14 protein-coding genes and 1 riboswitch are annotated in these 15232 nt (G+C 51.5%); of the genes, 1 reads left to right on the forward strand and 13 read right to left on the reverse strand.

Annotated elements, in window-relative coordinates; translation table 11 throughout:
- The first annotated feature begins 42 nt into the window (after positions 1-42).
- A complete protein-coding gene (locus J5W02_RS04840) occupies positions 43-1398 on the forward strand; it encodes a GH1 family beta-glucosidase (protein WP_219964555.1) in 1356 nt (451 codons plus the stop codon).
- Positions 1399-1418: 20 nt separating this feature from the next.
- On the opposite strand, the gene J5W02_RS04845 is transcribed toward J5W02_RS04840, so the two are convergent.
- The 13 genes from J5W02_RS04845 to J5W02_RS04905 form a co-directional block, all read right to left on the reverse strand.
- Positions 1419-2069, reverse strand: a complete 651-nt coding sequence (locus J5W02_RS04845) for an HAD family hydrolase (protein WP_219964556.1) — start codon at positions 2067-2069, stop codon at positions 1419-1421.
- Positions 2066-2701 (reverse strand): thiamine phosphate synthase, encoded by a 636-nt coding sequence (thiE, locus tag J5W02_RS04850; protein ID WP_219964557.1) that lies wholly within the window; start codon positions 2699-2701, stop codon positions 2066-2068. The genes J5W02_RS04845 and thiE overlap by 4 nt, the downstream gene beginning before the upstream one ends.
- Positions 2691-3509 (reverse strand): hydroxyethylthiazole kinase, encoded by an 819-nt coding sequence (gene thiM, locus J5W02_RS04855; RefSeq protein ID WP_219964558.1) that lies wholly within the window; start codon positions 3507-3509, stop codon positions 2691-2693. Before thiM ends, thiE begins: the two co-directional genes overlap by 11 nt.
- Before the next feature lie 18 nt (positions 3510-3527).
- Entirely contained in the window at positions 3528-4841 is a 1314-nt protein-coding gene (thiC, locus tag J5W02_RS04860) for a phosphomethylpyrimidine synthase ThiC (protein ID WP_219964559.1), read from the reverse strand.
- On the reverse strand, positions 4838-5641 hold the full coding sequence (gene thiD / locus J5W02_RS04865) for a bifunctional hydroxymethylpyrimidine kinase/phosphomethylpyrimidine kinase (RefSeq protein WP_219965269.1): 804 nt from the start codon (positions 5639-5641) through the stop codon (positions 4838-4840). Before thiD ends, thiC begins: the two co-directional genes overlap by 4 nt.
- Before the next feature lie 192 nt (positions 5642-5833).
- Positions 5834-5931: riboswitch (TPP riboswitch) on the reverse strand.
- Positions 5932-6002: 71 nt separating this feature from the next.
- A complete protein-coding gene (locus J5W02_RS04870; RefSeq protein ID WP_219964560.1) occupies positions 6003-6344 on the reverse strand; it encodes a P-II family nitrogen regulator in 342 nt (113 codons plus the stop codon).
- Positions 6345-6363: 19 nt separating this feature from the next.
- Positions 6364-7599, reverse strand: coding sequence for an ammonium transporter (locus J5W02_RS04875; RefSeq protein ID WP_219964561.1), 1236 nt, complete (start codon positions 7597-7599; stop codon positions 6364-6366).
- 241 nt (positions 7600-7840) lie between these two features.
- Positions 7841-8830: an ROK family protein gene (locus J5W02_RS04880; RefSeq protein WP_219964562.1), complete on the reverse strand. Its 990-nt coding sequence runs from the start codon at positions 8828-8830 to the stop codon at positions 7841-7843.
- 121 nt (positions 8831-8951) lie between these two features.
- Entirely contained in the window at positions 8952-9938 is a 987-nt protein-coding gene (locus tag J5W02_RS04885) for a substrate-binding domain-containing protein (RefSeq protein WP_219964563.1), read from the reverse strand.
- A gap of 42 nt (positions 9939-9980) precedes the next feature.
- Positions 9981-11015, reverse strand: coding sequence for an ABC transporter permease (locus tag J5W02_RS04890; RefSeq protein ID WP_219964564.1), 1035 nt, complete (start codon positions 11013-11015; stop codon positions 9981-9983).
- A gap of 27 nt (positions 11016-11042) precedes the next feature.
- On the reverse strand, positions 11043-12560 hold the full coding sequence (locus J5W02_RS04895) for a sugar ABC transporter ATP-binding protein (protein WP_219964565.1): 1518 nt from the start codon (positions 12558-12560) through the stop codon (positions 11043-11045).
- A 162-nt stretch (positions 12561-12722) separates the two neighbouring features.
- The gene (locus tag J5W02_RS04900; RefSeq protein ID WP_219964566.1) at positions 12723-14204 is read right to left on the reverse strand and encodes an ATP-binding cassette domain-containing protein; all 1482 of its coding nucleotides are present in this window, start codon (positions 14202-14204) and stop codon (positions 12723-12725) included.
- Entirely contained in the window at positions 14194-15228 is a 1035-nt protein-coding gene (locus J5W02_RS04905; protein ID WP_219964567.1) for a sensor histidine kinase, read from the reverse strand. The genes J5W02_RS04900 and J5W02_RS04905 overlap by 11 nt, the downstream gene beginning before the upstream one ends.
- Positions 15229-15232: the final 4 nt, after the last annotated feature.

A 15232-nucleotide genomic window follows, 5' to 3' on the forward strand; every position in this document is an offset into this window, starting at 1 on the left:
CTGAATACCGACTAATGAGATTCTTTACTGAGGATGAATAAAATGGATTTTTCCAATCATTTTGTCTGGGGCGCCGCCGCTTCCTCCTATCAGATTGAAGGCGGTTCAAGGGAAGGGGGCAAAGGCGACTCCGTCTGGGACGAATTCTGCAGGATACCCGGTGCGGTCTTTGAAGGGCAGACAGGCGACATTGCCTGCGATCATTACCATCGCTTTCGGGACGACATCGCCATGATGAAGCAACTCGGCATCCGTGCTTACCGCTTTTCATTTTCGTGGCCCCGCATTTTCCCAAACGGTACGGGAGAAATCAACGAAGACGGAATGCGCTTTTACGAGGATGTTGTAGAGGAGCTTCTGAAAAATGAGATTATACCGTATGCTACTCTTTTTCATTGGGATTATCCGGCCGTCCTGCAAAAGCAGGGCGGCTGGCTGAACCCACAGAGTCCGTTGTGGTTTGAACAGTACGCCGAAGCAATCGCAAAGCGGTTTCAAGGCAAAATCCATCACTATTTTACAATCAATGAGCCGCAGTGCTTTATCGGGCTGGGTTACGGCCGCGGCCAGCATGCACCGGGGCTGAAACTCTCCGCCGCAGATAATTTTCTGGCGGTACACCACGTTCTTTTGGCACACGGCAGAGCGGTGCGCGCGCTCAGAAAATACGGCGGCCCTGTCAGTGTGGGACTGGCGCAATGCGGAAGAATCTATTCCCCGCAGAGCAATCTGGCTGAAGATACCGAAGCCGCCCGGCGTGCCACCTTTGAGGTACCGGACAATTTTCTTGATGCGCTTTTCAGCGTTTCCCTTTGGAGCGACCCAATCTTTAAAGGGGAGTATCCGCAGGACTTCCGGCAGAAATTTTCCGGTTTGCTGCCAAAAATCAGTGCGGAAGATATGGAAATCATCAGTCAGCCGATTGATTTTTACGCCCAGAATATTTACCATTCCACCCGCGTAAAAGCGACAAAGGAAGGATGGGAAGAGGTTCCTTTTCCACCGGGTATGACGAAGACCGCAATGAACTGGCCCGTTACTCCGGAATGCCTGTACTGGTGTCCAAAATTCCTATATGAAAAGTACCATAAAAAGATTATCATCAGTGAAAACGGGATGTCCGCGCATGACACGATTTCGCTGGACGGGCGGGTTCACGACCCGAACCGAATCGATTATCTGCGCCGCTACCTGAGTTATTTACGGAAAGCAGCGAGGGAAGATATTGATATTGGGGGCTACTTTATCTGGTCATTGATGGATAATTTTGAATGGGATTCCGGCTATCACGAACGCTTCGGCATCATTTATATTGATTACGAAACACAGCAGCGAATTCCAAAGGACAGCGCTTACTGGTACCAAAAAGTGGTGGAATGCAACGGAGAGAAGCTTTAAAAAGCCTCTCTCCGTTTTTTTCAGTCCGGCTCGAGCAGTTCCGCAAAGGAGTTAATGTACTCGTCCGCTTCCCGCAAAATGATTTCTTTTTCATAATCGGAGTACACATCGTAAACGCCACAGGTCCAAAATCCGCCCGCCTTTGCTCCACGGATTCCCGCCGAAATGTCCTCAAACACCACGCAGTCCTGTGCGGAAAGACCGAGCCGCTGCGCCGCCAGAAAATAGATATCCGGAAAACCTTTTCCCCGCTCCACTTCACCCAAATGGGCAAAAGCGTCGAACAAGTCGAATACGCCGTTGTTTTTCAGCGCAGGCTCGTACAGTTCCGGGGTTTGCGCGGTGGCAACCGCCAGCTTGACACCCCGGCTTTTTAGTTTTCGTAAAAATTCTCCGGCCCGGGGCTTCAGTGCGATTTCAAAGCGATAAGCCTGTTCGGACATTTCCACCCAGTCGCGAATGACCTCCTCCGCCGTTTCCGTCAGAGAAAATCGCGCGATGGTATATGCCGCCGCGTCCCGGTAGTTCATGGGCGTAACCTTTTCCACATAGTCGTCGGGCAGGGAAATCCCTCTTTTTGCAAGAAACCACCGATCGATCTGCGCCCAGATTCCCATGGACTCCAGTAAAGTACCGTCCAGGTCAAAAATCGCGCCTTTCAATTCCTTCATGGCTTCCCTCCCTGAAAAATCTGTAAAAGCCCGCGGGCGGCTTCGCGGATGTCGGGCTGGGCAATCACCGCGGAAACCACCGACAGACCATCAATCCCAATATTGCAGAACGCCGGAGCGGTTTTCAGGTTAATTCCGCCAATGACGACAATCGGGATTTTCACTGCTTCACGAATGGCACATAATTTCTGCATAGAGACAATCACGGCATCCGTTTTCGTACCTGTAGCGTACATGGCGCCCACGCCGAGATAATCCGCACCGTCTTTTTCGGCCTGAACGGCTTCTTCCAGCGTGGACGCGGACACCCCGATGATTTTTTCTTCGCCCAAGATACGGCGCAGGACTGTACAGGGCAAATCACTCTGCCCCACATGCACGCCGTCCGCGCCGACCGCAAGGGCAATATCCAGACGGTCATTGATAATCAGCGGAACATGATAATGCTCCGTTACCTTTTTTACTGCGAGGGCAGTTTCATAAAATTCACGGGAAGAAATGTCCTTTTCTCTCAGCTGAATCAGCGTGCAGCCGCCAAGAATTGCCTGCTCCACTGATTCTTCCACCGTCGCGGCGGTCATCAGTTCTCTGTCCGTACAAAGGTACAGAGAATAATCGACTTCAGGCTTCATCCAGCTTCGCCCTCTTTTCCATCAGTTCGGAATCCAGCCGGCCTAGCGCGTTGATCACGGCAATGTGAAAACTGCCCGTACCGGTCTGCCCCGCCGCTTCATACGCAAGTTCTCCCGCAATACCCATGGAGACTACACCGGCGACCGACGCGGTCAATCCGTCCCGCAGCGCGCCCGCGTAAGCGCCGACTAGCGCGGAGGTCATGCAGCCTGTGCCGGTCACCTTGCTGAGCATGGGGTGGCCGTTATGTATTTTGATTACTCTTTTTCCGTCGGAAATCACGTCAACCGCGCCGGTAATGGCAGCCGTGCAGCCCAGCTGTTCCGCAACGGCTTTGGCGATGGCAACCGCGTCGTTGCCGCCGTCGGCCTCGGAGGCATCCACGCCCTTGGTGGAAACGTTCAGCCCCGCCACAAAGGAAACTTCGGAAATATTGCCGCGCAGCACCGTAATTTTCACCTGCTTCAAAATCTCTCTGGTCGCGTCGTTGCGCAGTTTGGAAGCGCCCGCGCCGACCGGGTCAAACACAACGGGAATCCCGAGTTCGTTCGCTTTTTTTCCCGCCGCAAGCATAGAAGCGATGGTGCGCTGGTTCAGCGTGCCGATGTTCAGCACGAGCGCGGAAGAGATCGCGGAAATATCCGCCGCTTCCGCAATGTCGTCCGCCATAATTGGTGACGCGCCGATGGCAAGCAGTGCGTTCGCACAGTCGTTAACCGTAACGTAATTGGTAATGTTATGTACCAGGGGGACAGTTTCTCTCAGGATACGGACAGCGTTTGATACTTCGTTGGTAATTTGATTCATTGTTTTATCCTCCGTATTTTATTTCTCAGAGCAGAACTCTACTTTTTTACCTTCCAGAATCAGGTTGGTCGTGCGGACAGCGCACATTTTTCCGCACATGGAGCAGGTGTGGCGGTCGGCGGGAGGAGTACTCTCAAAGTAGGCTTTTGCTTTTTCCCCGTCAATGGCTACCCGGAACATTTCATCCCAGTCCATTTTTTGGCGCGCGTGTGCCATCTGATTGTCCAGATCACGGGCGTGCGGGACGCCCTTCGCAATATCCGCCGCATGCGCGGCTATTTTACTGGCGATAATCCCTTCCTTAACGTCGCTTATATCCGGCAGCCGAAGATGCTCGGCGGGCGTGACATAGCACAGGAAATCCGCGCCGCTGGCCGCTGCAATGGCACCGCCGATGGCGGAAGTAATGTGGTCGTAGCCGGGCGCGATATCGGTGACCAGAGGCCCCAGCACATAGAACGGCGCGTTGTGGCAAAGCCGCTTCTGCAGCGCCATATTGGCGGCAATCTCATTCATTGCCATATGGCCCGGGCCTTCCACCATCACCTGTACGTCTTTTTCCCACGCGCGTTTTGTCAGGCTGCCGAGCTCAATCAGTTCCCCGATCTGGCCCGCGTCGGTGCTGTCGTCCAGACAGCCCGGACGGAGCGCGTCGCCAAGGCTGATAGTTACGTCGTATTCGCGTAAAATCTCCAAAACCTCATCGTAATACTCATAAAACGGATTTTCATTGCCCGTCATTTCCATCCACGCAAAAAGCAGGGAACCCCCGCGGGAGACAATGTTCATGACGCGGCCTTCCCTGCGGAAGCCCTCCACGGCGCGGCGATTGATGCCCGCATGAATCGTCATGAAGTCCACGCCTTCCTTCGCGTGTGCCTCCACCACCTTCAGAAAATCCTTCGCGGAGATTTCCAGCAGATCCTTTTCCAGGTAACCGATCGCGTCGTACATCGGCACCGTGCCAATCATGGCGGGGGATTTCGCGATCAGCTCCTGCCGGAAGGTATTGGTTTTGCCGTAATTGCTCAGGTCCATAATTGCTTCCGCGCCGAACCGGAGCGCCATGTCCACCTTTTGCATTTCCACATCGTAATTTTTGCAGTCGCCGGAAATGCCCAGATTAACATTGATTTTTGTTTTTAAACCCGTACCGATTCCTTCCGGGGACAGAGAAGTATGATTGATGTTGGCCGGAATGGCGACCTGTCCGCACGCGACGAGTTCCCGCAGCTTTTCCGGTTCCATGGATTCCTTTTTTGCCACCGCTGCGATTTCTTTCGTGATAATCCCTTTTTTGGCTGCTTCCATCTGTGTATGATATGTTCTCATTGTAGTATTCCTCCGCTTTTATACAAATTGTAAAAATGATTGGTGGGGCCATGCCCCTTTCCGATCGGCAGCGCGTGCCGAATGGCTGTGGTAACGTATTCTTTTGCGGCGCTGACGGCCTCGGGAACTTCCGCTCCGTTCGCAAGGTTTGCCGCGATGGCCGACGAAAGGGTGCAGCCCGTGCCGTGGGTGTTTTTCGTGGGGATACGTTCCGTCGTGAAGGAACGGTAATCTTTCCCGTCGTACAGAATATCCACCGCGTCGCCGGTCAGATGCCCGCCCTTAACCAGCACATACCGGGGGCCCATACTTCTTAGGATAACCGCGGCCTTTTCCATATCCTTAACGGTATGGATTTCCATGCCGGTGATCGCTTCCGCCTCCGGGATATTGGGCGTGAGCAGAAAAGCCTGTGGCAGCATTTCGGCTTTCAGCGTTTCCAGCGCCTCCGGGTGCATTAGGGCGCGTCCGCCCTTTGCAACCATGACCGGGTCGAGCACCACGCCGCTGGGACGGTAAAAGCGCAGTTTTTCCGAAACCGTTCTCATCTGATCCGCACCGGAAAGCATGCCGATTTTTATCCCGTCCACCGCAATATCTTCAAACACGGCGTCGATCTGGTCGGCGACTATCTGCGACGGGATGTCATGAATGGAAATCACGCGGCTGGTGTTTTCCGCCACTACCGATACGATCACGCTCATGCCAAAGGTTCCGTGTGCGGCAAAGGTTTTCAGATCGGCCTGAATCCCGGCTCCACCGCTGCAGTCGGAACCGGCAATGGTCAATAAATTTTTAATAGCTGTCTCTCCTCCTTCTAAAATAAAAAATGCCCACCGTCAAGGTGAGCATAACATCATTAGAATTTCAATTTGCTCCCTACGACAGCGTTAACTGACAGGTTCAAAGGGTCAGGTTCTACCTTCTCAACTCGGATGAGTCCCCCCGCGTTATTCAATTAAAAAAGCGTCCACCCAAACAGGTGAACGCAAATCAACTTTTGACAACGTTCCCTACTCCGGTATTAGCCGACAGGTTCAAAGGGTCAGGTTCTACCTTCTCAACTCAATGAGTTCCCCCAGTTGTTATTCATTATATACTGCATTTAAAAAGCTGTCAATCCATTTCTTTGCCAGCTGTCTAAACTAAGAAGGGCGCCGTTTATCTTACAGCCTTTCTTCCCCGCTCGCCTGTTCGGATACGGACGGCATCGCCAATATCGGAAATAAAAATTTTACCGTCCCCGAATTCTCCGGTGTAAGCTTTGCTCACAATGCTATCTACAACCGAATCCGCCTGTTCGTCCAGAACAATCATTTCCATTTTTATTTTCGGCAGAAATTGATAGTCAATTTCCGCCCCTCTTACAAATTCCTTCCAGCCCTTCTGATTTCCGCAGCCCATAACCTGCATAATACTTAAACCGCTGAGCTGAAGGGTGTCAAGGATCTCTTTCATATCCTCCAGTTGCTCCGGACGGATAAACGCTTCAATTTTTTTCATCTCAACTCAACCTCATTCCTTAATCCATCCCGTTAAATGCCGGGTATGCGGATTCGCCGTGCTGTGTGGCATCCAGACCAATATCTTCCTCTTTGGGTGACACTTTGATCCCCTGTGTTACCGCCGAGGTGATCTTTCCGGCAATCAGGGTACCGGCAACCGCGATGGCAATTGTAAGGGCGATTGCGGCAATCTGGCGCAGGAACAGATTGATATCGCCGAAAATCAGCCCGTTCCACGCCACGGCGGGATTAATGGACTTTTGCGCAAAAATACCGGTCGCAATTCCGCCCCAGATTCCGCCGACGCCATGGCACCCAAAAACGTCCAATGCATCGTCATAACCGAATTTCTTTTTGACAACGGTAATAAAGAAATAGCAAATCGGGCTAACCAAAGCGCCAATGACCACAGCAGCCCAGACCGGGACAAATCCCGCTCCCGGGGTAATGGAGACCAGTCCGATAACCAGTCCGGTAGAAGCGCCTACAATGGTGGGTTTCCCTTCCGTCAGCACTTCAATCAGCAGCCAGGAAAGCATTGCGGACGCAGCCGCGGTATTGGTGGTCAGAAAAGCGTGAATTGCAAGCTCGTTCGCTCCCAGCGCGCTGCCGGCGTTAAACCCGAACCAGCCGAACCATAAAAGCGCCGCGCCCAGAAAAATAAAGGGAGCATTGTGCGGGCGGTAAGCCGTTCTCCCGTAATTTTTACGCTTGCCGAGAAAGATGGCCAGTACAAGCGCGCTGACGCCGGAACTGATATGTACCACATTGCCGCCCGCGAAATCCACGGAACCGATATCAAACAGGATGCCTCCGCCCCAAACCATATGTGCAAGGGGATAATAGACAATAATGGACCAAATCGCCGTGAAAACAACCAAAGAAGAAAACTTCATTCGCTCCGCCACAGCGCCGGTCATCAGCGCAGGCGTAATAATGGCAAACATCATCTGAAACACGGCAAAAGCCAATGTGTTTGGGTAAGGAAGCGTAGTGTCCGTCATTCCGTCAAAATTCATTCCCGCCCACTTCAGATTTCCAATGATGCCGGCAACATCTCCGCTGAAGGACAGGGAAAATCCAATCAGTACCCACAGCACGGATGCTACGCCCATCAGAATAACCGACGACATCAACGTATTGATAATATTTTTCCGCTTAACAAAACCGCCGTAAAAAAAAGCCAGACCCGGTGTCATAAGAAGTACCATTGCTGAGGATGTCAGCATCCACGCCACATCTCCATGATCCATGTTCAAACCTCTATTCCTCTGTTTATTGCAGAAAATAAAAAAGGTCAATAAAGTTGTACATGTGTACAGCTTTATTGACCTCATTGCCAACAAGACGCGTCTTTCAGCAGGCAGCTTTCTGCTTCTTCCTGCCTTTATTACTAAAATAGCTTAACCTATTTTAGTGCAACTGTCAAGAGATAAAAATTGAAAGCAACCGTTGAATATTTTTATGCCTTTTATCTGCCCGTGCAGAAACCCATTAAAGGAGCGCGGCGCCAATAATCCCCGCGTCGTTTCCGAGCGCCGCCCGGATTACCCTGGGCGCTTCTACCAGTTCCCCGCCAAAGCAGTAATGGCAGACATACGCGTTGATGGGATCCAGCAGGCGCGCCCCCTCGTTGCAGATTCCGCCGCCGAGGATCACACACTCCGGACGGAAAATATTGACAAAATCCACAACCCCTTCGCTAAGATAGGACAGATAGGCGTCTACCACCTGCCGCCCTGTTTCGTCGCCCTGCCTTTCCGCTTCAAACGGAGTCCGGCCGCTGATCCGTTCCGGATCACCGCCGCACAGTTTCCAGATCAGCGACTCCGGGTGCTGCTGAGCGGCGCGCTTCGTCTGCCGGATCAGCCCGGTGGCCGACGCATACGCTTCCAGACAGCCGTGCCGCCCGCAGGTACAGAGCTCTCCGTCCTTAACAATCACCGTATGACCCAGTTCCGCACCCGCGGAATGACAGCCGGAAAATATTTTTCCGTCCAGAACTACACCGCCGCCTACGCCGGTACCCAAAGTAATCAGGACGGCATTTTTACACCCCTTTGCCGCACCCGCCGCCACCTCGCCCAACGCCGCACAGTTCGCATCATTACTGAGCCTGCAGGGCAGGTTGATCCATTTTTGCAGGTCGGCCGTCAGGGGTACATCCTTCCAGCCCAGATTGTTCGAGTACACCACGGTTCCCGTTTCGGAGTCGCAAATTCCCGGGCTGCCGATTCCCACGGAGCAGCACTCCCCGGGGGAAACTCCGGCAATCTGAAGCGCCGTTTTAACGGCTTTCTTCATATCCTCCACAATTTCCTGATAAGGACGCTGCGCCCCCGTGGGAATGGAATGTTTAGCGGCGATATGGTAGTTTTCATCCACCACTCCTACCGCAATATTAGTGCCCCCAAGGTCGATTCCGACCCGGTACGCAGGTGAATGGGAAACGCTGCAGGCCGGTTTTGGCTGCGTCCCTTCCATTTTTCATTTCTCCTTTCAGAAACACAGCCCGGCTTGTTTTACCGTCAAACGCTCGGGCAGTGGTCCATACAGAAACAGGGTCACTGCGTGAACAGTGACCCTATCATGCATTTCTGAGATATTATTTAACCGTATCCTTGTTCAGTACAGAAACGCCCGTGTCAACTGATGTCTTTTCAATGGTTTCGCCCTTGACCGCTTTCACGGCAGCCTTCATGCCCTCATAGCCCATGACGTCCGGATTCTGAGCCATTGCGCAGAGCAAAGAACCGTCTTTAATCAGGGAGAAGATAGAGTCGGACTTATCAAAGCCGACGCCGACGATATCTTTCTTGCCGGAACCTTTGATTGCATTGCCAACGCCGACTGTGCTGCCTTCGTTCGCACCGAAGATACCAACGGCACCTTCTGTTATGTAGTTGTCTGCAATATCCTGTGATTTTGTTGCATCGCCTTCACCGTACTGAGTCTGGAGGAGGGTGTAGGCCTTGCCGTCAAACGCTGCGCGGAAGCCTTTTTCACGGGCTACTGTGGAAGCTGTGGCGGAGTTAACATTGACAATACCGATTTTGCCGTCTTTCTTTCCGGCTGCTTCCAGTGCTTTGAGCATTTCTTCGCCCGCTGTCTTGCCGGCTGCTTCGTTGTCTGTTGCAAAGGTGGCAACGCCTTCGGTCTTTGCCGGGGAGTCTACATAGATGATTTTGATTCCCTTTGCTTTTGCGTCTTCCAGAGAAGCGGAGATCGCGTCGGGACCGTTTGCAGCAATCATGATCGCATCCGCGCCGTCGGCGATGGCGTTGTTTACACGCTCAATCTGCTGTGCGTCGTCTTTCTTGTCCGGAGCCATCCATTTGTACTCAATGTTGCCGAGTTCTGCAACTGCCTTCTGCGCACCCTTGTCAACAGAAACCCAGTGCTGATCCAGACTGTCCATGGTAATCAAAATAACTTTGATCTTTTTGTCGGAAGCCGGAGCCGCCGCTGAGCCTGCGTCCGCCTTAGATGCGTTGTCTGCCGCGGATGCCGGGTTAGCTGCCTGGCCACAGCCAGCAAATGTGGTTACTGCCAAAGCTGCGCAAAGTAAAATAGCCAAGATCTTCTTTTTCATTACATTAAGCCTCCCTAATTTTTATACATTAAAGCGTTCGCTTTAACTTTCTTTTTGTGCAGGAACCAGTTTCGTATTGTTCTTTGCCTTCTTCGGTTTTCCGGTGCGGATGACCACATCCAGCAGGACGGAGATGACGACGATGGTGCCGATGACGATATTACGCATGGCAACCGGTGCGCCGGCAAACTGAAGACCGTTCTGCAGTACGCCCCAAATCGCCGCGCCGACCACCGTGCCAACCAGAAGTCCCTGGCCGCCCAGAGTGGAAACACCGCCGATGACCGAAGCCGCTACCGCGTACATTTCATACATGTTTCCGGCATCCATGGTACCCATACCGGCGGTGGCGCTTGTAATCAGTCCGACCACTCCGGCGCAGAATGCGCTCACGATGTAGACTTTAATGGTCGTGCTGTCCGTGTTGATACCGGACAGTTTGGATGCTTCTATATTGCTGCCCACCGCGTAGATGTGACGCCCCGTGCGTGTTTTACTGAGCAGGAAGTTAAAGCCCAGAAAAAGCACAAGAGCAATCCAGATTGTGTTGTAAAGGCCGAATGTGCTGCCGTAGTAAAACAGATTCCGGTAGCCCTGCGCCGCATCGCCGATGGCATCTGTGTTATAGTTGTTGTTCACAATCTGAGCAACGCCTCTGGCGACTGTCATGGTGCCCAAAGTAGCGATGAAAGGCGGCAGCTTGCACTGCGCAACCAGTAATCCGTTCAGGACGCCCACACCGACGCAGATGACAAGGGTAAGCAGCATAGCCACCCACGGGTTTACTCCCTTCGTCATCAGGGTAGCGGAAACCATGCAGCTCATACCGACAACGGAACCGATCGACAAGTCGATGTTTCCCGTAATCAGAACATAGGACTGACCAATGCCGATAATCAGAATCGGAGCAACCTGCCGCAGAAGATTTCCGACGTTTCTGCCTGAATAGAAGGATGGATTTAAAACTGCGAAGACAATGCAGAGGACAATCAGGCCGGCCGTAACGGTAACAACCTGACCCATGCCCCGGATAGCCATCATTTTTTTCCACGCATTTTGTTTTTCTCGATTTTCCATTTCGAACGCTCCCGACTTTATTTATTGCTAAATAGCTTCTTTTTGCTCATATTTGGAGTCAAACTTTGTTGCGTACTGCAGAATAAGATCCTGAGTTGCTTCGTTGGTTTCAAGCTCACCGGTGATCTTTCCGTCGCACATAACCACAATTCGATCGCTGATTCCCATGACCTCCGGCATTTCGGAGGAGACGAAAAGCACACCGATTCCCTGCTCTTTCAGCTCGTTCATCAAATTGTAGATTTCGACCTTCGCGGCTACGTCAATTCCCCTGGTCGGCTCGTCAAACATGACTACACGGGAATGGCGCGCCAGCCACTTGGCAACCACCAGCTTCTGCTGATTGCCGCCGGAGAGGGTCGCGGCGTCCACGTCCGCGTTTACCAGCTTGATGCTCAGGCTTTTGACCGCTTCATCGGTCATTTCTTTTTCTTTCTTTCTGTCCACTACGCCGAACTGGTTGCAGAGCAAATCCAGATTGGGCAGAGCAATGTTATCCCCCACGCTGAGTTTGACGCACAGACCGTCTTTTTTTCGGTCTTCCGGTGCCAGAACAATTCCGCCCCGTATGGCATCAATCGGCTTGTGAATGACAACTTCCCTGCCGTCCACAAATATCTGGCCGGATTCCTTGGGGTCCGCGCCGAAAATTGCCCGTGTGGTCTCCGTGCGTCCGGCTCCCATCAGCCCGGCGATACCGACAATCTCCCCTTCGTACAACTCCAAATTAATATTGCGAACCAGTTTGCCGGCGTTCAAATTTTTCACTTCAAAAATCTTCTTTCCCCGTTCACAGGTGACACGCGGGAATTTTTCCTTGATTTCACGTCCGACCATGTAAGAAATAATTTCAGACATCGTCGTATCCTTGAAATCCATGGAAGTGATATACTTTCCGTCGCGCATGATAATCACGCGGTCAACAATGTTCTGCAGCTCTTCCAGGCGGTGCGATATGTACACGATTCCGCAGCCTTCCGATTTCAGCTTGCGGATGATTTTGAACAGATCGTCAATCTCGTTGGAAGTCAGCGCCGAGGTCGGTTCGTCCATAATCAGTATCTTTGCGTTGGTGGACAGCGCCTTTGCAATTTCCACCATCTGCTGCTTGGACACAGCCAGATCCCCGACGATCGTGGTAGGATCCAGATCAATGTTCAGGCGAGCCAGAAGCGCCGCCGCGTCCTTGTTCATCTCCCGGTTGGAAAGGATACCGGAATGTATTTTTTCCCGCGCCAGAAAAATATTTTCCGCCACTGAAAGGTGCGCGCACATGTTCAGTTCCTGATGGATAATCGCTATCCCCAGTTCCTGCGCCTTTTTGGGCGTTAAATCCTCGACTGCCTGATCGAAGATCCTGATTTCGCCTTCATCCTTTGTGTAAACGCCGCTCAGCACCTTTACAAGCGTTGATTTTCCGGCGCCGTTCTCCCCAAGCAAAGCCAAAACCTCTCCGGATTTCAGATTAAACGACACATCGTCCAATGCCTTGACTCCGGGGAAACTTTTGTGGATGTGATTCAGTTCAGCTATGTATTCCCCCATTTAAACTCACCCGTCCTTATCTGTGAAACTCATTTCCATGTGACCAGTATAGCATTGACTTTCCGTTTCCATAAGGGGGATAGATTTCGAATAAGGGGGTATTTCTTTTGTATTTTTATATTAATTAAATATATTTTTAAAACTCATATAATGTTTTATATACTATTTAAACAATTCCTCTAAAGTGATTGCTTCCGATTGGAAGACATGGAATTCCGAGCGCAGATACTCGCTGCTGAACCGTCCCTTTTCCAGCAGGATCAGCTTATCCGCTACCACAAGAGAGTCCGCAATATTAACCGAAAGAAAAATAACCGTGATCCCTTTTTGCTTCAGCCTGTTGATGAGTTCGATCAGATGACGGCGCAGGTACATATCGGCGCCCGCAAAAGGCTGCACACAAAATACGATTTTGGGGTGAAACAATTGTATCCGATAGTAAATCAGATCGTACAACGACTGTATTTTTAAATTTGTGATGTCGGTCTCATAAATTTCAGGGCCGATGAGGGGTTCGTACTCACGGGCAATGCTTCTGACAATTCTTTTGCTCAGCCGCACCCCGTTTCGCTTCTGGTCCAGAAGAAAGCACAGGTTTTCCAGATAGCTCATTTCTTTAAAGAGCATCGTGCGGATGGGGTCCTCACCGATAAAGGCCACACTTCCCTCCAGCGCGTGCTGAGCCGCTTCCTGTGTAAAAACGGCATCCTCCAGGAAAACGGCACCGCTGTACGGATGCAGTTTTCCGTTCATGATCTGCAGAATATCTGACAAAACGGTATTGTCCATGTCGAACAGAACCGTACATTCCCCCCTGTCCACAGAAAACGTCATATTCTTCAAATTGTCCGTACAGACATTGCGAAAAGCGAGGATTTTTTCTTTCCCCTGACCGCCCGCCTCAGGAGCGGCAAGATCGGAAAATTCCCCTATATAATACGGAACCAGATTGTCGTTCTGAAATTCATTGCGGCCAAACACCCTCAATATTTTCCCGTCTTTCATCAGCGACATTCTGGTGCAAATCTTAAATGCTTCCTCATGATGGTTGCAAATATACAGGAAAGAAAAACCCTTTCGGCAGTAATACCGGAGCAGCTCATGAAATTTGACAAGGTCGGCCGCACCGATACAGTTGCTGATGTCCATGATGACAATGAGCTTCGCGCCCATAATCACGGCGCGAAGAAGCTCCACAACACATTTTTGGTAGGAGCTCAAGTGCGCCACCAGGTCATTCCCATCAATATCCGCGTCGATTTCTTCCGCAAACTGCCGGAACTGTTCGTTCAGAACACGGGGGCTGATTACATATTTCCGGAACCCCCTGCGCAGGACGAACACATTGTCCGCGACGCTCAGATCCTCGATCAGCCGGCTCTTCTGTTCAATGACGGCCACCTTGTTCATGGTCAGCGGGCTGTGCTGGTAATTGTTTACCAGCACCTCGTTGAAATAGACACGGCCGTAATGAATGGGCACATTCTGGCTGATGAGCTGAATGAGAGGTTCCTTTCCGTTTGCGTTGATGCACACCAGCCCCATAATCTCGCCCTGAAAAATATGCAGGTTAAAATTATCCAGCAGGGTCACCTCATCCCGGATGACGGTGACTCTTTCCAGCCTTAAAATTTCATTCTTCATTTTGTTTCCCCGTATCCTTTTTCAGCGGCAGAGTGATTTCCACATCTGTTCCCACGTTCAGCGTACTGTACATGCAGATTCCGTATTCTTCACCGAAAAGAAGCTTGATTCTGTTGTTGACATTGACCACGGCAATGCCGCCGTGTGCTTCGCTGTCCGGCTTGATGTAATCGAGAATCGTACGGCTCAGCTTGTCGTCAATTTCCCTGAGCCGTTCCTCCGTCATTCCGATTCCGTTGTCGGAGATGGTGATAATCAGCCGGTTGGCGGTGGTTTCGATTTTAACATGCACATTTCCGTTCCCGATTTTCCGCTCAATGCCGTGATAGATCGCGTTTTCCACAATCGGCTGAAGAGTCAGCTTCGGCAGCTTGCAGGACATGATCTCCGCTTCACTTTCGGGGTCGTATTCCACGTTGAGGCTCAGCCTTTCGCCGAAGCGGTAGCGCTGAATAATGTAGTAATTGTTGACGTTGGTGAGTTCTTCCTCCAGCGTCACCAGATTTTCCACATTGGAAATGGTATAGCGGAAGAAGGTGGCCAGTGCCTCCGTCATTTTGGACACATTTTCAAGACCTGCGTTCAGAGTTTCCCCGCGGATCCCCTCCAGGGTATTGTAAAGAAAGTGGGGGTTGATCTGGTTCTGCAGGGCAAGGTACTGCGCCTGTTTTTTGGTCGCGTTGACCAGCTCGTCCGTATTCATGATCTGCTCCACTTTTTTGGTGATCTCTTCAATTTCCGGGCTCAGGAGCACCTTCTGGTCAAAAAGGGCGTCAATCGTATAACCTGTTAAGAACAGGCGGAGAACCTTCGCGCTTTCCAGATACGGCTGATAAATCCAGCGGTAAAAGACATAAGCCATCGCGCCCAGCGCGGTATATCCGCAAACAACAAAAACCACATGTTCCCCTTCCCGCACGGCGTTCACCGTAAAAGCGGTCAGAAAGACCAGCAGAAACGCAAACGAGATCAGAAACATCCAGCCAACACGACTGGAAAGATACCTTATTTTTTTGATCTTCATATCA

It is taken from the genome of Caproiciproducens faecalis (genome assembly GCF_019448085.1).
Classification (GTDB): Bacteria; Bacillota; Clostridia; order Oscillospirales; family Acutalibacteraceae; genus Caproiciproducens; species Caproiciproducens faecalis.